The sequence below is a fragment of the Pectobacterium atrosepticum genome, from assembly GCF_000740965.1.
Classification (GTDB): domain Bacteria; phylum Pseudomonadota; class Gammaproteobacteria; order Enterobacterales; family Enterobacteriaceae; genus Pectobacterium; species Pectobacterium atrosepticum.
In genome coordinates this window covers 1,096,708-1,120,232 of sequence record NZ_CP009125.1, presented here as the reverse complement: position 1 = coordinate 1,120,232, position 23,525 = coordinate 1,096,708, and the positions used below count along the sequence as shown (strand labels likewise).

Sequence of the window (23,525 nt, the reverse complement as noted above, 5' to 3'; positions counted from 1 at the left end):
TAGAACGCGAGGATTTACTCTCAGAAGTGGCGGAAATAAGGTGCCACTTCTGAGATTTCAAACGAAAGGGATGGCTACTGCGGATTACTGACTAACAGCGAGCCTGAGCCGTTCGCCGTACTGCTTTGCCCGTTCTTCAACACCCAGACTCGTCCATAGTGGTTATAAAAACCCGCCGAGTGCCCTGCATCTGGCCCAATGCCCTGATACATATCGAAGTGTTGGCCTTTAATTGCCCCACCGACATCCAGCGCAATCATCAGGCGCATCTCATACTTGCCCGTGAATTTGCCAACGTTATCCAATAGCGGTACTTCCATTAACAGTGAAGTCCCTGCCGGAATCAGCGAGCGGTCAGAAGCGACGGAAGCTTTCGCCACCAGCGGTACGGCGCTAGCCCCTTTCACAGGCGCAGACATCATCGGCTTAAAGAAGACAAAAGAAGGGTTCTGCTCAAACAGTTCACGCACTTCATATTCGGTGTGCTCCTCCGCCCATTTGCGAATCGCCTGCATGGACATATCCTCACGCGCCACTTCACCACGATCGATCAGCACTTTGCCAATACTACGGTAGGCATGACCATTTTTGCCTGCGTAGCCAAAGAACGTCAGCGGGCGTCCATCGCCAAAATCAATATAGGCGCTGCCCTGCACTTCCATCATGAAGTTATCAACCAGCGAGTTGGTCCAGGCGAGAACCAGTCGCTCATCCAGCGCACCTGAATAAATTCCGGCACGATCCGGTAGACGACGGCTATTTTTACCCTTTGACGGCATGGCATATAAAGGATGACGAAATTCCCCCTGACGGGTATGCCGTGCCTGCAATACTGGCGTGTAGTAACCCGTGAACTGCACGTTACCAAAGTTATCGACACCTTCCATCTGCCAGGCGTTCAGACCAAATTTGCTCAGTTCGCGGGTATCAGCCCCTGACATCATCCAGTTTTCGATCGCCTGAAAAACTGTGTTATTACGCGTATAGAGATTCGGTGATGCCGACCGAATCTCCGAAACTTGGGTGATGAAATCCCGCGCGTTGACCGGCTTTCCTTTGGCATTAGGCTCATTCACCAATTCCAAAGGCTGGTTGAGGTGACCATCTTTATATTGCTGCCCGCGATCGGTTGGCCTGGATTGGCACCCCGCCAGAATGGCAATGACCACTGCGGTCAGCACATATTTTCCCCACCGTCCCTTCATCTTTTGCGCTCGCTTTTTACATCAAAAATTTACCGTCGAACGATAACAAACGCCTATCGAGAAAGGAATGGGATAGCGCATAAATCAATGAGCCAAGGAAAAACGGCTCGCCACGCAGCATAGCAAGAAGCCATTTTCTGTAAATCGCCCCATTACGTTCACAAAACAATCCATCCGGCGGTAAATCAATCACCTAACAGCCAAATACAGCGTTTTTTACAGAAATAGGTTGCATCAATGTTCGCGGAGAGTATAGTGCGCATCCACGGACGCGGGGTGGAGCAGCCTGGTAGCTCGTCGGGCTCATAACCCGAAGGTCGTCGGTTCAAATCCGGCCCCCGCAACCAATTGATGTAAGTTGTTCATCAAAAGCAGTAAAGATAAGTCAGTACGGACGCGGGGTGGAGCAGCCTGGTAGCTCGTCGGGCTCATAACCCGAAGGTCGTCGGTTCAAATCCGGCCCCCGCAACCAATTGATGTAAGTTGTTCATCAAAAGCAGTAAAGATAAGTCAGTACGGACGCGGGGTGGAGCAGCCTGGTAGCTCGTCGGGCTCATAACCCGAAGGTCGTCGGTTCAAATCCGGCCCCCGCAACCAACTAAGACTTAAAGCAAAAAGCACCTTAACGGGTGCTTTTTTGTTTTCTGCGCCATATGTTTTCTACACATGCCCTACTTCTACGCTAGTCTACGACATATTTCCTTTAAACCGCGCCGACAAGACGCGGCCATACCTAATATTGACGACATCAGCGATACCAACAACACAAACTACCGCTCCGCCTGACTGGCAAAATAGGCTTTAATCCCCGCGAAAATAGATTCGGCAATCTGCTGCTGGAAATGACTAGTGCGCAGCTTGCGCTCTTCTTCCAGATTACTGATAAATGCCGTCTCAACCAGAACAGAAGGAATATCGGGAGCTTTCAATACCGCAAATCCGGCCTGATCGACGCTGTTTTTGTGCAGACGATTCACCTTGCCCAGCCGGGTCAGGATCTCTTTACCAAACGTCAAGCTGTCGCCAATCGTCGCGGTCTGCACTAGATCGAACATGGTGTGATCCAAATAGCGATCGCCGCTCATGCTCACCCCACCGATCAAATCCGATTCGTTCTGGGTCTCAGCCAAAAATTTGGCAGCGGTGCTGGTTGCCCCTTTCTTCGAGAGTGCAAAAACCGACGATCCTCTGGCAGATCGATTAGTAAAGGCATCCGCATGAATCGAAATGAACAAATCGGCACGCTGTTTGCGCGCTTTCGCCACCCGTACACGTAGCGGAATGAATACATCTTCATTGCGCGTCATATACGCTTTCATGTTGGATTCATTATCGATCAGCTTGCGCAGGCGGCGGGCGATTTGCAACACGATGTCTTTTTCACGCGTTTTATTCTTGCCGATCGCGCCGGGATCTTCACCACCGTGGCCGGGATCGAGCATAATAATCAGCGGGCGATCCCGCCCTGCTTTCCCCGCTTTCGGTGCTTCCGCTGGCAGCGTGCGCTCCAATTCGCCTTTGTTGTAGTCCTCCAGCAGCGCCAGTAGCGGATCGTCTTCGTTGTCGTAGCGCCCTGCCGCAGGGTACAAATCCAGCACCAGCCGATGCTTGAATTCGGCCACCGGACCCAGCGTAAAGACTTTAGCCGTCGCCAGCTGCTTAAGCTCCAACACCAAACGCACCGTACTTTTATCAAACTGTCCGATGCGCGCTTCTTTAATCAGCGGATCGTTATCCTGCTGAAACTGGCTGGCTATTTCCTTTAGTACGCTGTTCAGGTGAACATTTTCGATATCCACCACGATGCGTTCAGGATTACTGAGGCTAAACTGTTTATATTTCAGCGAATGATTGGATTCCAGCGTGACGCGGGTATAGGCCGAAGACGGCCAGATGCGTACGGCGATGACCTGTGTCGTCGCAGCCAAACCCACACCACTAACGCTTAATAGCCAGGTTGCTGCTGCGCTTTGTAATAGACGCCGTCGAGTCAGATGATGATTCGAATGAGACATGCCGCTCCGATCTAATTGCTGTGCGCTATCCTGTATTGTCGTGTTGCCAATACACTGGATATGCCATCAAAAAATGAATAAAGGTAAGAATTGTCAAAAACTTTAACGAATCTGCTCCGCCCTGTCATGCAAAAATCATATACAGGCCTTATAACTGGCGGATATCATAAATTTGAAGTATTAACCTCACTTTTCTGGTTAATACTTCCTCTTGCGTTTTACGCTACAAAGAATAAAAATACATAAATTACGAATAAAAATGCAAAGAGGGCTCACAGTGAAGGAACGTAGTACAGAGCTGGTTCAGGGCTTCCGCCATTCAGTTCCCTATATCAATGCCCACCGTGGCAAAACGTTTGTCATCATGTTAGGTGGCGAGGCCATTGAACATGCCAACTTCTCTAGCATCGTAAATGATATTGGGCTGTTACACAGTCTGGGGATCAAGCTGGTCGTCGTTTATGGTGCCCGTCCCCAGATCGATGCCAACCTGACAACGCACCACTACGAGCCCCATTATCATAAAAATACCCGTATCACCGATAGCGCCACGCTGGAGCTGGTCAAACAGGCAGCAGGTATGCTGCAACTGGACATCACCGCTCGGCTGTCGATGAGCCTGAACAACACACCGCTGCAAGGTGCCCATATTAATGTCGTCAGCGGTAATTTTATTATCGCGCAGCCGCTTGGCGTTGATGACGGTGTGGACTACTGCCACAGTGGCCGTATTCGTCGTATTGATGAAGAAGCGGTTCACCGCCAGTTGAATAGCGGCGCGATTGTGCTGCTTGGCCCAGTTGCTGTTTCAGTCACTGGTGAAAGTTTCAATTTAACCTCAGAAGAGGTTGCAACCCAGCTCGCCATTAAGCTGAAAGCAGAGAAAATGATCGGCTTCTGCTCGTCACAGGGCGTGACCAACGAAGAAGGCCGCATCATCTCCGAGCTGTTCCCTGACGATGCGCAGCAGCGTATTGATGTACTGGAACAAGCTGGCGATTACCACTCTGGTACGGTCAGATTCCTGCGCGGTGCAGTCAAAGCCTGTCGTAGCGGCGTGCGCCGTAGCCACCTGATCAGCTATCAGGACGACGGCGCGCTATTGCAGGAACTGTTCTCACGCGACGGAATCGGTACGCAGATCGTGATGGAAAGCGCCGAGCAGGTTCGCCGTGCGACCATCAATGACATCGGCGGTATTCTGGAATTGATCCGTCCGCTGGAAGAACAAGGCATTCTGGTTAGACGCTCGCGTGAACAGCTGGAAATGGAGATCGACAAATTCACCGTCGTGGTACGTGATAACCTGACCATCGCCTGTGCCGCGCTTTATCCGTTCCCGGAAGAAAGCATCGGTGAAATGGCCTGCGTCGCGGTTCACCCGGATTACCGCAGTTCATCACGTGGCGATATGCTGTTAATGCGCGTTGCCGCTCAGGCGCGCCAGCAGGGTCTACAAAAGCTGTTCGTGCTGACCACACACAGCATCCACTGGTTTCAGGAGCGCGGCTTTTTACCCGCCGAAGTGGAAATGCTGCCGAAGAAAAAACAGGCGCTGTACAACTACCAGCGTCGCTCGAAGATTCTGGTGCTGGACCTCTGAATTATTCCATTCAATAAAGCTTCTCGTGGCCGATAGTAAAATCGGCCACGATGATTTCATCGGTTTAGGGCTGCTTGCCAAACTCACAGCTCAGCGTCGTCCACTTCCTTGCCTGTTCACTCAGCGTAAATCCTAATCCTAGGCGATCGGACACCCACATGCGTCCATCACGCAACTCTAGCTGCTCGTTGAAGAGCGGGTTCAGCCATTCGAAATGTTCCAGCCAGGGTTCAATCGGATAGGCCGCAGCCAGGTGCAAATGCACTTCCATCGCAAAGTGTGGCGCCAGCTTACGCCCATGTTTTGCCGCCAGATCCATGATTTTCAGGAAAGGAGAAATCCCACCCACACGCGGTGCATCAGGCTGAACAAAATCACTGGCATTACCAAGAATCAGCTGTTCGTGCTCGCGGAAACTGGTCAACATCTCACCCGTGGCAATCGGCGTATCCAGCGCTGCCGTCAGCGCCGCATGACCTTCTACATCGTAGGCATCCAGCGGCTCTTCAATCCAGACCAGATTAAAGGCTTCCATCTTTCTGCCCATCCGAATCGCCGTTTCGCGATCCCACTGCTGATTAGCATCCACCATCAGCGGGAAGTCGTCTCCTAACGCTTCGCGTACCGCCGTGAGACGACGGATATCCTCCGCCGTATTCGGCTGACCAACTTTCAGTTTTATCCCACCGATACCACTTTCGCGGGAGATCACGACATTTTTTAATACCTGATCCAACGGCGTATGCAGGAAACCGCCAGAAGTGTTGTAGCACTGTACGGAATCACGATGTGAACCCAACAGCTTCGACAAAGGCAAACCTGCACGCTTAGCTTTCATGTCCCACAGTGCAATGTCGAGCGGAGAAATAGCCTGCACCGCCATTCCGCTGCGGCCAACCGATGCCCCAGCCCACAGCAGTTTGGTATAGATCTTATCGATATCGTTCGGATCTTCGCCTAGCAGGTTATCCGCAATCTCTTTCGCGTGAGCGTAGATGCCTTGCCCACCCGCCCGCTTGGAGTAGCTGAATCCCACCCCTTCAAATCCATCACGACTACGAATTTCCGCAAAAATAATTGCCACTTCAGTCAGCGGCTTTTGCCTGCCTGTCAGCACTTTCGCATCGCTAACCGGCGTTGCCAGCGGCAAAAATGCCAGAGAGAGTTTTACCCATTCGATTCGATCGCCTGACTCGGCAGCCGTTCTGACGTTCGTGACTTTTGCATAGCTAACCGCCGCTGAATTTGCACTGATGGTCATGTATCACCTCATAAAATGATTGCGCTAACATTTATTAACCAAAAGGAAGATAGCGATAAATGAAGAAAAAACATGCAATATAGATCACAAATCAATCATTAAAATGCCATTACATATCTCAAACAACCAAATAATGATTGCGCAATCACCACAAAAAGTAAGAGGATAAAACGAAAATACGAAGCGGGAAGTTCAATTGCCAACGCGAAAAAACGAGAAAATTCGGCAGTTTGCTAAAAACACGGGTGACTGGAAAACCGATGTACCATCAACGATAATCCCACAACATGTGAATGTGCGCGCAGCTCAAAAGGGAACCTGTGATTGAAACGCGATAAGAACGCCAGCAGCACTCCGCCTCGAGCGCCCACGCTTGAAGATGTGGCTCGCGCCGCAGGCATTTCTCCCATGACCGTCAGCCGCGCCCTGAACAACCCGAAAATTGTTCGTGCGGAAACCGTGAACAAGGTGATAGAAGCCGTCCGTGCCACGGGCTACATCCCCAATATGTTAGCGGGCGGACTGGCTTCCAGACGCAGCAAGCTGATTGCCGTTGTCGTGCCGCAAATCAATAACAGCATGTTTGTTGATACCGTTCAGGCGATCAGCGATGAGCTGGCCGCGCGCGGTTATCACATGCTGTTATGCGTCTCTGGCTATACCAATGAATCCGAGGCGGAGATTGTCGCCACTCTGCTTTCGCGCCGCCCGGACGGCATCGTCCTCACTGGTATTCACCACACGCCCGAGCTCAAGCGACTCCTCCTCAACGCCGCTATCCCCGTCGTTGAAATCTGGGATCTGACTCCGACGCCGCTCGATATGCTGGTCGGTTTTTCCCATGAAAGTATCGGGAATGCCATTGGGCAGTATTTGATCGGTAAGGGACATTCGCGCTTCGGCCTTGTCTGGACAGAAGATGCACGTGCGGGACTACGCAAGAAAGGCATTTACGACGTCATACAACAAACGGGGAACTACATGCGTGAAGCCATCGCCCCCTGGCCTGCTACTATGGCATTAGGACGGCAGGGGCTGAGCGAACTTCTTGCTGATGGCGAGACTTTTGATGCCATCATTTGCAGCTCAGATACGTTGGCGCAGGGTGTGATTATCGAAGCCACAGCCAGAGGATTAGCGGTGCCGAAGCAACTGGCAGTGATGGGATTTGGCGATCTTGATTTCGCTGCGCACAACACGCCAAGCATTACCACAGTCAAGGTCGATCGCTGGAAGATCGGCACTGATGCCGCAGCAATGTTAGCGGAAAAGATTGAGGGGAAAAACGTGCCCTCCTCCGTCATGGATATCGGCTTTTCACTCATTGAGCGCGAGTCCGCCTGACGTTATCCCCGAAATACTTCAAGCAGCATGTCCGTGCTGCATGTACGTCGTCCAAAACGGTAACGCCTTGCCTTTCAAATCGAATTATTTAGGCAACGGCGTTCCATTAATGAACGCGCTAATTCTCTCTTCCAACCCGCTATAGCGCTGCGTTGGCGTTTTCACCGCCCGACAGAGAATTCGGACATCGGTATAGAGCGACAAACGCTGGCGCGCACGCGTGATGGCGGTATACACCAACTCCCGCGTCAGCACGGGTAAATAGTGGTTCGGCAGCACCAGCGCAGTATGATCGAACTCCGATCCCTGCGATTTATGCACCGTCATCGCATAAGCCGTTTCATGCGGCGGCAGACGGCTTGGCGTAACATCTTTGGTTTCGCCATTCGGCAAGGGGAAAAACACGCGCAGTTCCCCATTTCCCCCCATCATAGCGATACCAATATCGCCATTGAACAGACCCAATGCGGCATCATTACGTCCAATCATCACCGGTCGACCGGGATACCAGCGGTTAAGTGGGTTGCGACTACGCTGAATCAGCCCAGACTGATGCAAAGCCTGCTCAATGCGCTGATTGAGTCCCGCTACGCCAAACGGCCCTTCGCGCAACGCACACAGTTGGCGATAACGCTGGAAAGCATGCAGCACAGCATCCGGTGTCGCTCCCGCTGCAATAAGATCGAGATAATCACGATAGCCTTCGACGCACTGTGCCAGCATCGCCTGATACTCTTCAGCCTCGGCTAACGGGCTACAGGTGATATCAGCAAACTCGCCGTTCAGCACCGCACGCACGCGGGCATCATCGCCGCCGTTCACCGCCAGCGCCAGTTGCCCAATACCGGAATGTGGATCGAAACGATAGCTCCGGCGTAACAGACAAATACTGTCACTGACCGTCGTCTGTCCTTCCGGGCCGCTCTCATCCAGTGCGCAGCCCGTTAACCGCTGCAACTGTTGCGCCCGCGCACGGCTATAGCCAGCCTCAGCAAAACGACAGATGTCACCTAACACTGCCCCCGCCTCGACGGACGCCAGCTGATCGCGATCGCCCAGAAAGATAATTCTGGCCTGTGCCGGAAGTGCGGCGATCACATTCGCCATCATCGGCAAATCGACCATCGAAGCCTCATCCACAATCAGCACATCCAGATGAAGCGGATTTCCCTGATGGTGACGCAACCGCTGGCTATCCGTTACCGCGCCTAAAAGGCGATGCAGCGTTGTCGCTTCCTTCGGAAACGCGTCTCTCTGCCGTTGATCCACCGCCAGACGGTGCAATGCCAGCCCCAGCGACTCCGTTAGCCGCGCGGCTGCCTTTCCGGTAGGCGCAGCTAATTGAATACGTAACGCCTCCCCCGTATTCAGCTCAATCAGCGCCGCCAGCAGCTTGGCAACTGTCGTCGTTTTCCCCGTCCCCGGACCGCCGGAAATAACCGCAATACGGCGCGTCAGGGCAACAGCGGCAGCCACTTTCTGCCAGTCTATTGCCTCGCCCGTCTCAGGAAACAGCCGATCCAGCACCGCCCGAATCGCAGGTTCATCGATCGACATAGAATCACGCTCGCTAGCGATAAACTGCGCTACGCGCCCTTCACTCTGCCAGCTACGCTGTAAATAAAGTTTTTCGCCTTGCAGCACCAGAGGCGTCGGTTTGCTGCCGTCGCTAACGGCATCGGACGCCAGCAAACGTTGCTGCCATACGGCAACCGTGTTGATCCCAGATTCTGTGATCAGCTGTTGCGCCAGTTCAGGTTCACGACCGTCAAATAGCGTCTGCGCCTGCAAGTTTTCCAACGGTAGACACACGTGCCCCGCGCCCGAATGTGCACTCAGGCAGGCGGCGGCCAGCAACAGTTCAGGCTGCGTGTCATCTGCCAACATTCTGGCAAACTGGATATCCAGCGGGCGCAGCAACCGCCGCGCTTGCGCTATTTCAAGCAAGGCAATCATGATGAAACTCCTGTGTCAGCATCATCAGGTGCCCTTCCCTTAAACACATCACCGTTGAACACATCACCTTCGAACAATGCATCAAGCCCGAAAACAAATTCAGCAGGAGGGCGAAAAGCAAAGATGCCATTACCGGGGTGGGATTCCTCAACACCGCGTAAAAACAGATAAAACACCCCGCCAAAATGGCGCTCATAGTCATAATCCGCAATGCGATGACGCAGATAGCGATGCAGAGCCAACGTGTAAAGCTGATATTGCAAGTCATAGCGGTGCTCGGCCATCGACTGCGCCATGGCAGTCTGAGTGTAAGCACTGGCCTCAGGGCCAAGCCAATTGGATTTGTAGTCCAGCAGGTAGTAACGTCCTTCCCAGCGAAAGACCAGATCGATAAACCCTTTCAGCATGCCTTTAACCTGCTGAAAAGAGAGCGCCGGACACTGTGCGGAGAGCGGGTCGTAGTGCTTTGCCAACCGATCAAGCTGCGCCGCCTGTATCGGTGCCTTAATCGGTATATAGAACTGTAGTTCAGCCTGCTTATCCGAATTATCCAGCGCCGATAGCGTAATCCCTTGCTCGTTAAGCGGCGTATTCAAAAGCGTATCCATCCATGCCTTCAACACCGGATGCCAGTGCGCTTCAAACCCCTGAAGCTGCAACTGTTCGGCCAGCCAGTCATCATCAACGGGTTGGGTAAAATCCAGCGTTTCAAACAGGCTATGCAAAAACGTCCCCGGACTCGCACCACGCGGGAACGTATGCGGCGTCAATTGGGTTTCACCCGCTTCCTGACGTTCACCTATCGCTTCAATATCCAGACGCGGCACCAGATCCTGTGCGTTTGCAGCACCATGTTGCTGAAGCCCCGAATAACTGGTTACTCGCCAGCCGTCACGCAGTTGGCGCTCAATATGGCGAGCCCGCAGCTCTGGTAATTCTGGTTGTTCCGGCTGCCAGCGCTGCGCTTCCGTCGCCTGTAGCCGCGTCAATGCGACACCGTCGCCCACCATTCCCTCAAGCTCGCTGACCAACGTAGCGACATCCGCCTCTTGACCCCGCTGGAGCAAATAGCCCAGCGCACTATGGTGCATATCGCTGCTGCCATCTTTCTTACGCGACCGCTGAACGGGCGCAACGCCAACGCTACAGTGGTAGATAGAACGGGTGAGTGCGACATACAGCAAACGCAAATCTTCCGCCAGCCGCTCTTCTTCCGCCAGCGTCTGGCTTTCTTCATTATTTTGCAGATCCAACACAGCCTTATAGCTATCGCGATCGTGATAAATCCCCTGATCCTGAACGCGGAAATTGCTGATGAAAGGTAGCCACACCAGAGGATACTCCAGCCCTTTCGATTTATGGATCGTCACGATCTGCACCAGATGGCGGTCGCTTTCCAGACGCAGCTGTTGGTTTTCTGCCTGCGGATTAGGCTGGACAATCTGTTGCGATAGCCAGCGCACCAGTGCGTGTTCGCTGTCTAGCGTTGCCGAGGCATCCTGCAATAATTCACCAATATGCAGAATATCGGTAATACGGCGTTCTCCCTCTGCGCTCGCCAGCAGGTTCTCCGCCAGTTGATGGTGGCTCATGAGCGCACGCAGCATTGGCAGTACACCCCGTTGACGCCACAGCGCACGGTAGCCAGCAAACTCGTCCACCAGCGCATCCCACGCGGTTTCGCTTTGCCCTAAGGCATCAACTTGTTCGGCATCCAGCCCCATTAGAGCCGTCGCCATGGCGCCACGTAACGTGCGCTCCTGCTCGGGTGCCAACACCGCCTGCAACAACCACAAGATATCGCTGGCTTCAGGCGTAGTGAACACGCTATCGCGATTGGACAGGTACACCGAGGGAATAGACAAACGGCTCAACGCATCACGAATCAGCGAGGCTTCACGTCGGCTACGCACCAGCACGCTCATGTCAGAGGCTTTGACCAAACGCCGAGAATCATCGGTTACCAGCCAGGCCTCATTGCGCTGACTGGCGGCTAGCCAGTCACGAATCTGCGCCGCACACTGGCGCGCCATCTGCTGCTGATAATCCCCTACGCCAATAGGTTCTTCACCAGTTAGCCAGAATTGCAACGCAGGCTGAGGCTGTCCGGCAACGTCAAATACCAAACCGCGCTTAGATTCCGCAGGCTTGACCGGCAGAAAAGGGATATTGTGAAAAATAAAAGAATGTTCGAGACGTTCAAAAAGGCGATTAACACCGCGCACCATCTGGTGCGACGAACGCCAGTTCGTGCCCAGCGTATAATGTGCGGCCACTTCTCCACGCGCGTGCATATAGGTAAAAATATCCGCACCGCGAAACGCATAAATGGCCTGCTTAGGGTCACCGATCAGTAATAGGCCACATTGCGGCTGCCCGACATAAAGCGTGCGGAAAATACGATATTGTTGGGGGTCGGTATCCTGAAACTCATCGATCATTGCCACCGGATAACGCTCACGAATAGCGCTGGCAAGCTGTTCACCACTCGGCTGTTGCAATGCATCATCCAGACGGCTCAGCAGATCGTCAAACCCCAGTTCCGCACGCTGCCGTTTTTCTTCACGCACAGAATCCCTGATTGCCGACAGCGCACGTACAATAACCAAATCACGCAGCGATAGCGGCGTTTCCAGCAGCCGCTCTGTTACCTCAAAGATGACATGAACGGGCGGTTCACCTTTCTTCGTCTTCTCAATTAACGTTTGCTGGGCAAACCTCACCAGATCTTTCGGCAGTTGATAATCCAGCGTCGGTTGCTCAGCCCACAAACTGACTTTCTGTAGCCAGTTGGGAAGATGCTTGCTGCTATAGCTGCGCTTATCAACGCCAGAAGCACTAATCAGTGCTTCCAAATCCGATGCTGACGCCAGCCAGCGTTGTTTGTAAGCGTCGATCGTCGCCACGATTTTCTCATGTCGACTCAGCAACGTTTCGTCCTCTTCTGGCGGCAAGCGAAACGCAGGCGCTTCACCATGCAGATAAGGCGCCAGATCGGCCAGCAAACTCTCCGGCCCTTTCCACTCCAGACCGACAATACGCGCAACGTCTACCGGCAGCGGATAACAATAGCGACGCCAGAAATCAGAGCAGGCCTGACGGCGCAACGGCTGCTCATCTTCTATCAGCACCTGTTCAAAAAGTACGCCGGATTCAAACGCATTGGTACTGAGCATACGTTGGCAGAAACCGTGGATCGTGTAGATCGCCGCCTCGTCCATTTGCCGTTCGGCTGCCAGCAATACATCGGCGGCCTCGCGGTGATCCGTAATCTCCACCAGCAGTTGTGCTAGCGAGGTATCCTTAGGTTCCTGCGCCGCGTCACCCTGTGCACTTTTACGCAGGCAGGCGATGCGCAACGCGTGAATTCTGGCACGGATACGTTCGCGTAGCTCTTCGGTCGCGGCCTCCGTAAAGGTCACAACCAGAATTTCTTCGACCAGTAACGGCCGTGGATACGCGGCTTGCTTACCCAGCCCCAACAGCAGACGTAGATAGAGCGCAGCCAGCGTATAGGTTTTCCCCGTTCCAGCCGACGCCTCAATCAGCCGCTCTCCTAAGAGCGGCAACGTCATGACGTCTAATGATTGCGGCGCGGCATTTTTCATTCTGCTGAAACCTTACCGACAGCTTCCGATGCCGCTGGCTGTGCTGCTGGTGCAGGGATCATCGTGGGTGCTTTCTCACGCGGTAACGTTTTCTGCAATGAAGACGCATCCGCGTAGGTATGCCACCCTTTCGGTGCAGCATAGTCAGCTTTACCATGATGGCTACCGGAAACCTGCGACAGCACCGCCAGACCTTCAGGCTTCAGCGCCTGCTGGAAGAAATCTGCTAGTTGCTTCACGGTCAGCGGCTTGATTTGTTCAAGCAATTTCTCGCGCGAATCAAAAGCAAAATTTTCCCGATCCAAATCGCTACGCAGTCGGCTGGCCTCTTCGCCCAATGTTTGCGGACGCTGGCTCAGTTCATTCATCACGCCTTGCTTATACTGCGCAAACTCGTCTTCACTCATCTCACGCAGTCGCTTTTGCGCTTTCAGGAAAAAGTCTTCATAGCGCTGATACAAATAAGCGGGTTGTTTGCTATTGCTTTGTAATAGGAAGCCGATGCCCATCTGTCGACCAACGGTCGTCGGGAAGGCAAACACCGCATAGCCCAACTGCTCTTCCGTTCTCAGTTGGCTATAGAACCAAGGTTGAACGATCTGCCCCAGCACCGAGCCATAGGCCATGCTTTGTGTTTCCGAGTAGCCAGTCGGTACATACACCGCCGCTAACGCAGAATCCGTACTGCTGCCCGGACGCTGTAGGTTAGCAAGCTGCGGCTTACTGACTTTAACATCATCACTGCGCGACAGATTTTCGCCGTTAGCCTTCAGATGCGCTTTCAGCGTGTTCGCCAGTTCGGTTACCCGCTCTGGTGCCAGATTGCCGACGACCAGCATTTCCGGCGTGGCTTTTTGCAGCAGATCGTTGCGGTAGTTAACCACATCCTGTAAACGTATATCCTTCAACAGCTTACGGCGTTCGCCACGTTCGAAGTAAGGCAGTTGAGATACTGCCTGAATCGGCTGTAGCGCCTGTTCAAAGGCTTTTGATTTCTCGACTGCATCCAACTGCTGCAAGTACCAGGATTTAGCCTGCTCCAACTGCGCTTCCGTCGAGGTAAAGGAGGCATAGCCATCCGCCAACGTCAGTAGCAACCGTGGCAAATGTTGGGTATAGCCATCGGCACTAATCACCAGACCATCATTGCTGCGGGTAGAGAAACTGATGCCACCAATCGACGCCTGATAGCTCAGTTCATCCAACGCCAGACCAGCCAGATAATCGTTTAATGCAAACAGCACCTGATTACGGGCGGTACTGCGCACTTCCTGATTACGGAGAAACAGCGTGATCTCTGCTTTTGGCTCATCGGCGAAGTAGTGGCTTGGCATGTACAGCACGCGCAACCCCGGCTGATTCAGCAGGAGCGTCGGTTTAGTTATCGCCTTATCCGCGTTGATCAGAGAGAAATCATCTGGAATGTAAGGGTTGATCGTCGGCAACGACAGCGACATTTTCTGACCCAGCGTTTTCCATTTTGCAAAGGTCGCAGACGGGATTTTATCCATCTCGTACGGCGCATCGACAAAATAGGCGACCTTATTATGCGGCTCATTTGGGCTGATGACCCACACACGCGCATTCTGCGGCGTCATCTCATCCAGTCGTGCAGCGATAGCCTTCGGATCGTAGCGATCTGCCACATACTGCGCATCCAACGTATGCTCGACCGGCACGCGCAGCATGGTATCAACCAGCCACTCGATGTAATCCATATCCCGGCTGATGGACGGATAGCGGAAATCCAGATCCATAACATGTGCGATCTCATCAAAATAACGCTGCTGAATTCCCTCGGTACGGATTTGTTGCAGGTAACGGAATATGGCTGCAATCACTTCATCACGCTGCGCCAGACCTTTATCGGTCAGCGAGGCTGAAATAGCAAACATCCCGCCGTTGCGGTCGATTATCGGTGAAGAACCGGCACCAATAGACTCAACCAGCCCTTCCTTTTGCAGCCAGTCGGAGAGCGTATTCTGGCTACGGTTGCCGAGCAGATAGCTGATATAGGTATCCGTCTTGCTACGGAATTCCTGGCTAATATCGCTGACGCGAAACTCAATACGCAGCTGTTTTCTCGGCTGGGCAGGAACATAGTGAATCATTACGCCACGCTGCTTCTCCGTCGTTACGGGAACCGTAACCGCAGGGATGCTAGCGTTGTGATTGGCAATACGCCCGAATGTGTCGACAGCCAGTTTCGCCAGTTCAGGCAGAGGTTGATTGCTATAAATCACCCCTTTCATCAGGTTGGCTGAGTAGTATTGCTGGTAGAACTTCACCAGCTCATCATGCAGTTTGCTGCCGGGTTTATCACTCAGGGTTTCAAGATTACCGCCTGAAAAACGTGCGCTTGGGTGCGCCGGATTCAACGTTTCCGCCCCTACCTGTGCCATGCGGTGACCGTCACGTGAACGCGCCATCGTCAATTCCGCATTGACCGCATTACGCTCACGATCGGCGTTTACCGGATCGAGCAGCGGCTCCGCGATAGCATCGGCCATCCGATCCACGGCAGGCCGCAGCGCATCGTTTTCCACTTCCAGATAAAATGCCGTGCGGTAAGACGCCGTACTGGCATTGTGGCTACCGCCATGCTTTTTCAAAAACTCGGAAAGCGCCTCTGGTTCTGGGTAACGTTTCGAGCCCATCAGCACCATGTGTTCGAGGTAGTGCGCTAACCCGAGTTGATTATTGGGATCGTCCAGCGAGCCAATAGGCAGCGCCAGTGATGCCAGCGATTTGGGTGCCTGCGGATCGGAAACCAACAGAACCGTCATTCCGTTATCCAGTTTGATCGCCTGATATTGTCGCGGATCTTTTTCGCTTTTTCGAATCGTCTGAGCCAGCGGTTGCCAACCCGTTTCAGCCCAACTCGCCGGAAGCCAGAATGTGAATAAAAGAAACCACCCGGTAATCCAGACCCACTGTTTACGCATGCAATTCTCCAACCTCATATCCATCACTTTTCACGTTGCAGTGCGTTATCTTTTCGCACCTCGAAATCGATACAGACATTATTCAAAACACATTCATCAAGCCAGATTAGAGCGGAACGGTGGCAGTAGCCAGATTTGCGCCGCTTCAATCACCTCATTCATTCGTTTTTCATCCAACTCACGAATAATGCGTTGCAGGTAATAATCCTCACCTTCCCCCCGCATTCCCATGTTGCCCTGCCAGGCTTGCAGCAAGCGGGCGCGCGCCTTATTCTGCGCCTCTTCATCTGACCGCAGGCTATCACTTTCACGATCATAACATTCAGCCAGCCACGCGCTCCCTGCTTTATTGAGCAGTAACAGCGGCTTGCTCATTCCCTGACGATATCCATCCAGCATAACGCTCAGATGTTCTCTGGCCTGCGCTTCCGACAACGCGGCAAAGCGCCACGCGGTGTCTTCCCGCCCATACAGCCGACTTTCCCCCTGCCCACCCGTTGCACAATAGGCCAGATGTTCCAGCCACAGCGTAATGCCATCCTTCATGGAAAGCGTACCGGGACGCCAGCGCAGCAAACCATCCGGCTGAACCTGATTCAGCCAGCCGCTAACGCGCACGCCATCAAGGAGGATATCCACTTCCCGGCTCACCGACAGCGACGGCGTTAATTCATCACGCACACGCGCGGCTAGCTGCGCCATATCCTGCTGCTGTTCCTGCCAGTAAATTTCGCCAAACGCGCCGTAGGGCAATTCGCCCGCAGATCTGGCGCGACGGTACAGCTTTTCCGTATCGCCTTCATTAATCAAGGTATTAAGCAGCTCGCTATTCAATTGATAGCGGTTGAGGCTATCAACCACAAAAGGCTCTTCATCCAATAGTTCGTCACTGTGCAGCATAAAACTCACGCCAAGCCGCAGTTGAAAAAAGGCTCGCACAGGGTGGCGATAAAAACGCTTCAGATCGTCCAAACTGACATCGCTATCACTTGATCTTTCGGACAGCGCTTCACGATCAAAATCAGGCTGGGCTTCCCCTTTTCGATTCGCCGCCGCCAGCCACTCTGCCGCAAAACTTAACGGCTGCGGTGTAGGCAAGAAGTTATGCGCATCAAAAGGCATACGGCTATGCTCACGGCAGAGGTGCTTTACAACGCATTCCGCGCTGCTATCGATATCCAGCGCTTCATCGCCCGGCAGGACATAGCTCTGCGCGATATATTCCGTCAGTTCGCTAACCAATACTGAAGGATAGCGGCGCGTATTATCCTGAATAGAGCGCCCTATATAGCTGATATAAAGTTTATGCTGTGCCGACAGGAGCGCTTCAAGAAACAGATAGCGGTCATCGTCACGTCGGCTACGGTCACCGCGCTTGATTTTCCGCCCCATCAGATCGAACCCAAGTGGTGGCAGCGTCCGAGGGTAAACGCCATCATTCATGCCCAGTAAACACACGACCTTGAAGGGGATGGAACGCATAGGCATCAGCGTACAAAAGTTGATAGCACCGGCCAGAAAACGCTGGCTGAGTCGCTCTTGATCGAGACGCCGTGACAGTTCATCACGTAACCGAGAGATCGGCACCTGTTGCGGATAATACGCCATCGTGCCCATACCAATCACGTGCTGCCACTGTTTTTCAACTAGCGCCAGCGCCGCTTCGGTCTCGCTATCCGCATCAAAGAAGGTTTCGATCAGCTCTCGGCATAACGGTAACCAATCGACAAGCAAACGTGGCTGGGACAGGCGCTGGCGCCATTGATGAATCTGCATCAGCAGTTCGGCCAGTTGACCAGCCAGCTCCGCAATCAGCCCGCTGGATTCATCATAAGGCAGCACGCCCTGCCAGTCGCCAACCTGGCTATCCATTGCATAGCCCAGCAGCATCCTCGTCAGGCCAAAACGCCACGTATGCTGGCCTGTTGGCGGTAGCATCAGATCGCGTACGTTGTCGTCATCCAATCCCCAGCGCACGCCCGATTCCACCACCCATAGGCGCAGACGCCGTAGCCCTTCTTCTTGAATACCGAAACGGGCAGCCAACGCAGGGACTTCAAGCAACGCTAAAACCTGCTCCGCCGTAAAACGACTTGTGGGCAAATCTAACAGACTGATCACCGCCTGCAACGCAGGATGCGCATGTCGCGCACGCTGATCGGAGATGGCAAAAGGCAGATAGCGGTTGTCCGGCGCGTTGCCAAACACGGCCTGAATAAAGGGGGTATAGCTGTCGATGTCCGCCATCATCACGATCACATCGCGCGGCATCAGATCAGGATCGTCTGCCATCATGGCCAACAGCCGATCGTGAAGCACTTCAACCTCACGTTGCGGACTATGGCAGGCATGAAAATCAATCGAACGGTCATCGGGTTCCAGACGGCGTTTCTGAGCGCTTGTGTTCTGTGTCTCGTGGCTTACCGCTACGATCGCATGATCTTCCAACTCAAGGATGTCGCGCTGCAAAGTTTGCAGTAAGTTTTCGCCATCCGACTCAACAAAGGCATCGATTTCCTGAACGTTATCCAATTCGGCCAGCAGATACAGGTTATCGCGCCCCAGCTTGCCCCACGATGCCAGCAGCGGATTATTGATCGACTGTTTACCGTCGTCATTGAACAGCGTTTCTGCCTGTGAAAGATCGCGAAATAGCGGGCGAGTCTCATCAAACTGCTCGCGGTCAAAGCGATGTAAGCGGCGGTTGCGGGCTTTTAGCTTCGCCAGAAATTTATAATCCTGAATGTCACTCCAGTAATGGCGGCAGGGATTGGTAAATAACAGATGCACATCAATGTGCTGCGCCAGTGCGTTCAACGCCTGTAAGTAGATCGGAGGTAACGCGGAGATACCGCAGATAAAAACGCGTGGCGGCAGACCTTTAGGACATGTTTTTGCCTGTTCTAATGCATGAATAAAACGTTGGTATAGAATCGCATGGTGCCATTCGGGCTGCGCCAGTTCACGCGTGTAATCCACCAGCGCGCGCCACAGCGCCGATTGCCACAGTTGGTTACCACCGAGATCGTCAACCTGTTTCCCCTCTTGCCATGCTTTAATCCAATCAGGGCGATAAATCAGGTATTGATCGAAAAGATCCGCCACGCGTCCGGCAAGTTGGTGCAACTTGCGCTGGTTATCATCATCCTGCAAATAGTGATTAAGTGCTGAAAAATCAGGCTGTGCCAACAAATCGGGCAGCAAATGCATGAGTTTCCACGTCATCGCATCCTTGCTGAAGGCGCTTTCTTTTGGAATATCCGGCAGCACATGGCGACACATATTCCACAAAAAAACGCCGGGCAGCGGGAATTGAATATTGGCAGCAATGCCAAAGTCCGTAGCCAGTTCAATTTGCAACCACTGCGCCATCCCCGGGCTTTGTACCAAAATCACTTCCTGCTGGAAAGGATCCACAAGCGGCTGACGTTTTATCAGCTCAACCATCAGTCTTTTCAAGATATCCAACTGATTGGAGTGATAGATTCTAAACATTCTGGCTCCTGCTACCGCTGCTTACGATTGATCATTCATATACCCGTCATACTTCAAGCTGCATGTGCGTTGGCTTCTTTTACTCACCCCAATCACTTACTGGTTGATGACAGGCAAAACCAACGGTTCAGTGTAGCCTGATAGCGACGTGGCGTCATGACTCTTGCCGTTACCTGACGGCATTCTCCGCTTTGTTGCTGTTCTAACAGGCTAAACTGCCAGTTTTTACCCGAAAGAGACGCCGCATTATCAAGATTGAACGGATGATACGGCACACCCGCTTCATAGGCCTCAAGCTGTTGCATAGCAAACCGCCAAGCCTGACGCTGTTGCCACTGGTGCTGAAATGACTGTTGTAAGATCTGGTGATATTGCAGTAGCCCCATCAGCGATACGGCAAACAGCAACGCCGCCACCAGCGTCTCCAGCAGGCTGAAACCAGATTGACGACTTACGAATCTGTTATTCACTGCGCTACTCCGTTGCATCACAGCGCGCGACATCTTTATCTGGGCAAAAGTCTAGCCAGCCATTACCTAATGGTTGAATAGCAATCTGGCCCGATGACAGTGCCGAAAATGACACTCGCTGATACAGCCTCAACGCTCGCACAGAAGCAGGGAGCGCCCCTTCACCACGCAGTATTCCTTGCTCCCCATCCGAGGCCGCACGCAGACATACCGCTAGCTGTTCCGTCGACAGCTGCTGGCACTGCCAGTTTTCTGTTATCGTGCCCCAGCGCTGCCCGCTTCCCCAGTTCAGTGAGGACAATGCCTGATTGAAGGCTCGCAGATAGTGCCGTTCATCGTTTCCCATCTGAATGGCGGCATCAAGCTGGCGTTGCAAACCAGACATTAGCAGCAGGCCGATAATAGCGATAAGCAGCACCATAGCCAGCGTTCCACTCCCTCCTTGCTTTCCTGTCCTCATTGGTTGCGACCGAGAATAATGCGAGTGGTATGCTGCCGAACGGCAGGACGTTTGGCCCAATAACCAGCCAGTTGCAGTTCATACAACGCCACATCATTTTTCGCAGACAGGCGCTGTAGTCGGAACACCGTGAGCACCACCTCCTGCGGATCAAACAGCTTCTCCCACCGGTCACCCTGACAGTTATGTGCCCCACTCTGAATTTCCAACGACCTGCCGCGCAGGCGATAGCCAAAAGACTCGGCATCCTGCTGTTCTCCACCATCCCACACGCCATTCCGGTTCAGATCGTAAGAGACATTCAGACAGCTGTTTTCCGCTTCTCCCGGATAATTCCCCATGCTGATTGCCTTTCCCTGACACGTTCCTGCACAAAACCCCGCCCGACGGATATCTTTCTCAATCCCCATCGCTACCTGACTGAATAGCTGTTCCAGTCGGAAAAGCTGTGCGCTGTCCTGACTTTGGCTGCGCAACAGAGGGTACAACTGTGCCGCCGACAGCATAATCAGGCTGCCAAGACTCAACGCCAGCAGGATTTCCGGCAGTGTGAAACCGCGTTGTTCACACCCTAACCCTGCTTGTCTCAACACGATCTGTTTCAACATAAGGGAACCGCCAAAACAGCTTGCGACTCGCTGCACAGACGAATGCGTCCCCTTACCGAGATAACCAGACGCAGTTGCCCCGCAGAATTCGACAACGAGATGTGCCCAGCCTGTGCGGCGTTACGCAAGCCAAAGAACGTGAAAACATTGCTTGTGGACTTTGCCAACACGACATCCTGTGTGCGGCGAACGAACTGTCCCGCATCGTTCTCACGGCATACCGCCTCTGCCTGCTTTTCATTCTGACCAGAAACCACACACCACAGCGCCCCCTGTGGTATCAGCTTCGCTGTGCGAGTTTCGTTATGCCAGTAGGCATTGGCCTGAACCCGACTCAAAAAATCGAGTAGTTGCTGCGCGCTTTGCTCCAGACGGATAGCCTGCTGATACTGAATCCAGCCATGCAGGCCGCCGCCCGCCATCAGTGCCACAATCGTCAGCACCACCAATAATTCAAGCAAGGTAAATCCTCGGAGTTGTCGATTCCCTGTTTTCATGGCGTCAGGATAGTGAGTCTTATCCGCAAAAACAGCGTGTTAACAACGTTATACGCGGCGGTTCGCAATGTTTTACTGCAACGATGTAACAACAGGAAAAACGTGCGGGGAGGTGGGAAAGCGAGGAAACAAAAAGGGCCGCATTACGCGGCCCAGAGAAACGATGAAAGGCTTTAGATTGCCACCGGTGCTTTGATGGCAGGATGCGGATCGTATCCCTCGATTTCAAAATCTTCGAAGCGATAGTCGAATAGCGTATCTGGGCGGCGTTTAATCACCAGTTTAGGCAACGCGCGCGGTTCTCGGCTCAACTGTAAGTGCGTCTGTTCCATATGGTTGTTGTACAGATGCGTGTCACCACCTGTCCAGACGAAATCACCGACGTCCAGATCGCACTGCTGCGCCACCATATGCACCAAAAGCGCATAGCTGGCGATGTTGAACGGCAGGCCGAGGAAGATATCGCACGAGCGTTGATAAAGCTGACAAGAGAGTTTGCCATCCGCCACGTAGAACTGGAAAAACGCGTGGCACGGTGCCAACGCCATTTTGTCCAGCTCGCCCACGTTCCAAGCAGACACGATAATACGGCGAGAATCAGGATCCTGTCTCAACTGGGTCAGGACATTCTTCAACTGGTCGATCTGACGACCGTCTGCGGCTCCCCACGAACGCCACTGTTTACCGTAAACTGGCCCCAAATCACCGTTCTCATCTGCCCATTCGTCCCAAATACTGACTTTGTTTTCGTTCAGATAAGCAACATTGGTATCGCCGTTCAGAAACCAAAGTAGTTCATGGATAATCGAACGCAGGTGGCATTTTTTGGTGGTAACCAGCGGAAACCCGTCCTGCAAGTTGAAACGCATCTGATGGCCGAAAATGGAACGCGTGCCCGTACCGGTACGGTCGGCCTTCGGCGTGCCTTCTTCAAGCACTTTTTTCATCAGATCCAGATACTGTTTCATACTACCTCACCACAAATATTAAAGAAGGACGGCGGATTATTGCTGTGCAGGCTGGCGGCGATAGGCCCAGACCATCATCAGAATACCGGCGAGCACCATTGGCAACGACAGGATTTGTCCCATGCTGAACAGGCCACCGAACAGCCCTAACTGCGCATCCGGCTGGCGGAAGAATTCGGTAATAATCCTGAACATACCGTAGCAGATAAGGAAAAGTCCCGACACACTGCCCATCGGCCGAGATTTACGAATAAAGAGGTTCAGAATGATAAACAATGCCACGCCTTCCAGCATCATTTGATACAGCTGGGAAGGATGACGCGGCAGCATACCGAACTGATTGAAAATCGTCTGCCATTGCGGGTTGCTAACAGCCAGCATCATATCTTCGCTGCGCGAGCCTGGAAACAGCATGGCCCACGGGGTATCTGTCGTGACACGTCCCCACAGTTCGCCGTTGATAAAGTTGCCCAAGCGGCCGGCACCGAGCCCGAAAGGAATCAGAGGCGCAATAAAATCAGCGACCTGGAAGAAATGGCGTTTGGTTCGATGAGCAAACCACAGCATGACGCAGATAACGCCCATTAAACCGCCGTGGAACGACATACCGCCATCCCAGACTTTGAAAAGATAGAGCGGATTTTCAAGAAATGACGGGAAGGCATAAAACAGGACATAGCCCAGACGCCCGCCGACGAAAACCCCAAGGAACCCCATATACAGCAGGTTTTCGACTTCATCCTTGGTCCAACCGCTACCCGGTTTATTCGCCCGACGCACCGCCAACCACATGGCAAATACAAAACCCACCAGATACATCAGCCCATACCAGTGCAGCGCCAACGGGCCAATTGAGAAAATCACTGGATCAAACTGAGGAAACGCCAGATAGCTTGTCGTCATCATTCACCACATATTTTATTGTGTTATCCCTGCTTTCGGGATCGTCATTGATAGGCAAAAGGCAGGAGAATGAATCCATTCCTGCAAACCGCGGTGGCGAATCATAGCATACGCGCCCGTGCTCATTGCTCGCTGTGGGGAAAAGTTCTGTAAAACATTTATACTCGTCATACTTCAAGTTGCCTGT

General features: G+C 53.0%; 15 protein-coding genes and 3 tRNA genes. 5 read left to right on the top strand and 13 right to left on the bottom strand.

Translation table 11 applies throughout. The features are described 5' to 3' along the window. Window positions 1–74: 74 nt before the first annotated feature. The gene (mltA, locus tag GZ59_RS04995) at window positions 75–1,205 is read right to left on the bottom strand and encodes a murein transglycosylase A (protein WP_039290526.1); all 1,131 of its coding nucleotides are present in this window, start codon (window positions 1,203–1,205) and stop codon (window positions 75–77) included. Between the two features lie 270 nt (window positions 1,206–1,475). On the opposite strand from mltA, the gene GZ59_RS04990 reads away from it, so the two are divergent. The 3 genes from GZ59_RS04990 (at window position 1,476) to GZ59_RS04980 (ending at window position 1,802) form a co-directional block, all read left to right on the top strand. Beyond that, window positions 1,476–1,552, top strand: a tRNA-Met gene (locus tag GZ59_RS04990). A gap of 48 nt (window positions 1,553–1,600) precedes the next feature. Then, window positions 1,601–1,677, top strand: a tRNA-Met gene (locus GZ59_RS04985). Window positions 1,678–1,725: 48 nt separating this feature from the next. Beyond that, window positions 1,726–1,802, top strand: a tRNA-Met gene (locus GZ59_RS04980). 173 nt (window positions 1,803–1,975) lie between these two features. Here GZ59_RS04980 and amiC read toward each other — a convergent pair. After that, window positions 1,976–3,220 carry an N-acetylmuramoyl-L-alanine amidase AmiC gene (gene amiC, locus GZ59_RS04975; protein ID WP_039290523.1) on the bottom strand — a complete coding sequence of 415 codons (1,245 nt, stop codon included), beginning with the start codon at window positions 3,218–3,220 and terminating at the stop codon, window positions 1,976–1,978. Window positions 3,221–3,479: 259 nt separating this feature from the next. On the opposite strand from amiC, the gene argA reads away from it, so the two are divergent. Further along, window positions 3,480–4,823 (top strand): amino-acid N-acetyltransferase, encoded by a 1,344-nt coding sequence (argA, locus tag GZ59_RS04970; RefSeq protein WP_169743488.1) that lies wholly within the window; start codon window positions 3,480–3,482, stop codon window positions 4,821–4,823. 64 nt (window positions 4,824–4,887) lie between these two features. Here argA and GZ59_RS04965 read toward each other — a convergent pair whose 3' ends face one another. Further along, on the bottom strand, window positions 4,888–6,084 hold the full coding sequence (locus GZ59_RS04965; RefSeq protein WP_005975870.1) for an L-talarate/galactarate dehydratase: 1,197 nt from the start codon (window positions 6,082–6,084) through the stop codon (window positions 4,888–4,890). A 324-nt stretch (window positions 6,085–6,408) separates the two neighbouring features. Between GZ59_RS04965 and GZ59_RS04960 the strand changes: the two genes are divergently transcribed. Then, complete coding sequence (locus GZ59_RS04960) at window positions 6,409–7,428, top strand: LacI family DNA-binding transcriptional regulator (protein WP_039290519.1); 1,020 nt, start codon at window positions 6,409–6,411, stop codon at window positions 7,426–7,428. An 84-nt stretch (window positions 7,429–7,512) separates the two neighbouring features. On the opposite strand, the gene recD is transcribed toward GZ59_RS04960, so the two are convergent. The 10 genes from recD to lgt form a co-directional block, all read right to left on the bottom strand. After that, window positions 7,513–9,384, bottom strand: coding sequence for an exodeoxyribonuclease V subunit alpha (gene recD, locus GZ59_RS04955; protein WP_039290516.1), 1,872 nt, complete (start codon window positions 9,382–9,384; stop codon window positions 7,513–7,515). After that, window positions 9,381–12,992, bottom strand: coding sequence for an exodeoxyribonuclease V subunit beta (gene recB, locus GZ59_RS04950; RefSeq protein ID WP_039290512.1), 3,612 nt, complete (start codon window positions 12,990–12,992; stop codon window positions 9,381–9,383). Before recB ends, recD begins: the two co-directional genes overlap by 4 nt. Further along, window positions 12,989–15,937, bottom strand: coding sequence for a pitrilysin (gene ptrA / locus GZ59_RS04945; protein ID WP_011092594.1), 2,949 nt, complete (start codon window positions 15,935–15,937; stop codon window positions 12,989–12,991). Before ptrA ends, recB begins: the two co-directional genes overlap by 4 nt. Window positions 15,938–16,033: 96 nt before the next feature. Continuing rightward, complete coding sequence (gene recC, locus GZ59_RS04940; protein ID WP_039290508.1) at window positions 16,034–19,432, bottom strand: exodeoxyribonuclease V subunit gamma; 3,399 nt, start codon at window positions 19,430–19,432, stop codon at window positions 16,034–16,036. Between the two features lie 92 nt (window positions 19,433–19,524). Further along, complete coding sequence (locus GZ59_RS04935) at window positions 19,525–19,920, bottom strand: prepilin-type N-terminal cleavage/methylation domain-containing protein (RefSeq protein WP_039290504.1); 396 nt, start codon at window positions 19,918–19,920, stop codon at window positions 19,525–19,527. Further along, window positions 19,907–20,362 (bottom strand): YgdB family protein, encoded by a 456-nt coding sequence (locus GZ59_RS04930; RefSeq protein ID WP_011092591.1) that lies wholly within the window; start codon window positions 20,360–20,362, stop codon window positions 19,907–19,909. The genes GZ59_RS04935 and GZ59_RS04930 overlap by 14 nt, the downstream gene beginning before the upstream one ends. After that, window positions 20,359–20,970: a prepilin peptidase-dependent protein gene (locus GZ59_RS04925; protein ID WP_039290497.1), complete on the bottom strand. Its 612-nt coding sequence runs from the start codon at window positions 20,968–20,970 to the stop codon at window positions 20,359–20,361. Before GZ59_RS04925 ends, GZ59_RS04930 begins: the two co-directional genes overlap by 4 nt. Continuing rightward, the gene (locus tag GZ59_RS04920) at window positions 20,964–21,467 is read right to left on the bottom strand and encodes a prepilin peptidase-dependent protein (RefSeq protein WP_039290493.1); all 504 of its coding nucleotides are present in this window, start codon (window positions 21,465–21,467) and stop codon (window positions 20,964–20,966) included. Before GZ59_RS04920 ends, GZ59_RS04925 begins: the two co-directional genes overlap by 7 nt. A gap of 173 nt (window positions 21,468–21,640) precedes the next feature. Then, the gene (thyA, locus tag GZ59_RS04915) at window positions 21,641–22,435 is read right to left on the bottom strand and encodes a thymidylate synthase (protein ID WP_011092588.1); all 795 of its coding nucleotides are present in this window, start codon (window positions 22,433–22,435) and stop codon (window positions 21,641–21,643) included. Window positions 22,436–22,471: 36 nt separating this feature from the next. Next, window positions 22,472–23,338 (bottom strand): prolipoprotein diacylglyceryl transferase, encoded by an 867-nt coding sequence (gene lgt / locus GZ59_RS04910; RefSeq protein ID WP_039294763.1) that lies wholly within the window; start codon window positions 23,336–23,338, stop codon window positions 22,472–22,474. Window positions 23,339–23,525: the final 187 nt, after the last annotated feature.

What these genes read in the sequence shown, in the direction of transcription:
- argA (WP_169743488.1), top strand. Translation starts at nt 3,480, where the DNA reads ATGCAAAGAGGGCTCACAGTGAAGGAACGTAGTACAGAGCTGGTTCAG.
- GZ59_RS04920 (WP_039290493.1), bottom strand. Translation starts at nt 21,467, where the DNA reads ATGAAAACAGGGAATCGACAACTCCGAGGATTTACCTTGCTTGAATTA.
- lgt (WP_039294763.1), bottom strand. Translation starts at nt 23,338, where the DNA reads ATGACGACAAGCTATCTGGCGTTTCCTCAGTTTGATCCAGTGATTTTC.
- GZ59_RS04930 (WP_011092591.1), bottom strand. Translation starts at nt 20,362, where the DNA reads ATGAGGACAGGAAAGCAAGGAGGGAGTGGAACGCTGGCTATGGTGCTG.
- recB (WP_039290512.1), bottom strand. Translation starts at nt 12,992, where the DNA reads ATGAAAAATGCCGCGCCGCAATCATTAGACGTCATGACGTTGCCGCTC.
- mltA (WP_039290526.1), bottom strand. Translation starts at nt 1,205, where the DNA reads ATGAAGGGACGGTGGGGAAAATATGTGCTGACCGCAGTGGTCATTGCC.
- recD (WP_039290516.1), bottom strand. Translation starts at nt 9,384, where the DNA reads ATGATTGCCTTGCTTGAAATAGCGCAAGCGCGGCGGTTGCTGCGCCCG.
- recC (WP_039290508.1), bottom strand. Translation starts at nt 19,432, where the DNA reads ATGTTTAGAATCTATCACTCCAATCAGTTGGATATCTTGAAAAGACTG.
- ptrA (WP_011092594.1), bottom strand. Translation starts at nt 15,937, where the DNA reads ATGCGTAAACAGTGGGTCTGGATTACCGGGTGGTTTCTTTTATTCACA.
- GZ59_RS04925 (WP_039290497.1), bottom strand. Translation starts at nt 20,970, where the DNA reads ATGTTGAAACAGATCGTGTTGAGACAAGCAGGGTTAGGGTGTGAACAA.
- amiC (WP_039290523.1), bottom strand. Translation starts at nt 3,220, where the DNA reads ATGTCTCATTCGAATCATCATCTGACTCGACGGCGTCTATTACAAAGC.
- thyA (WP_011092588.1), bottom strand. Translation starts at nt 22,435, where the DNA reads ATGAAACAGTATCTGGATCTGATGAAAAAAGTGCTTGAAGAAGGCACG.
- GZ59_RS04935 (WP_039290504.1), bottom strand. Translation starts at nt 19,920, where the DNA reads ATGCAACGGAGTAGCGCAGTGAATAACAGATTCGTAAGTCGTCAATCT.
- GZ59_RS04965 (WP_005975870.1), bottom strand. Translation starts at nt 6,084, where the DNA reads ATGACCATCAGTGCAAATTCAGCGGCGGTTAGCTATGCAAAAGTCACG.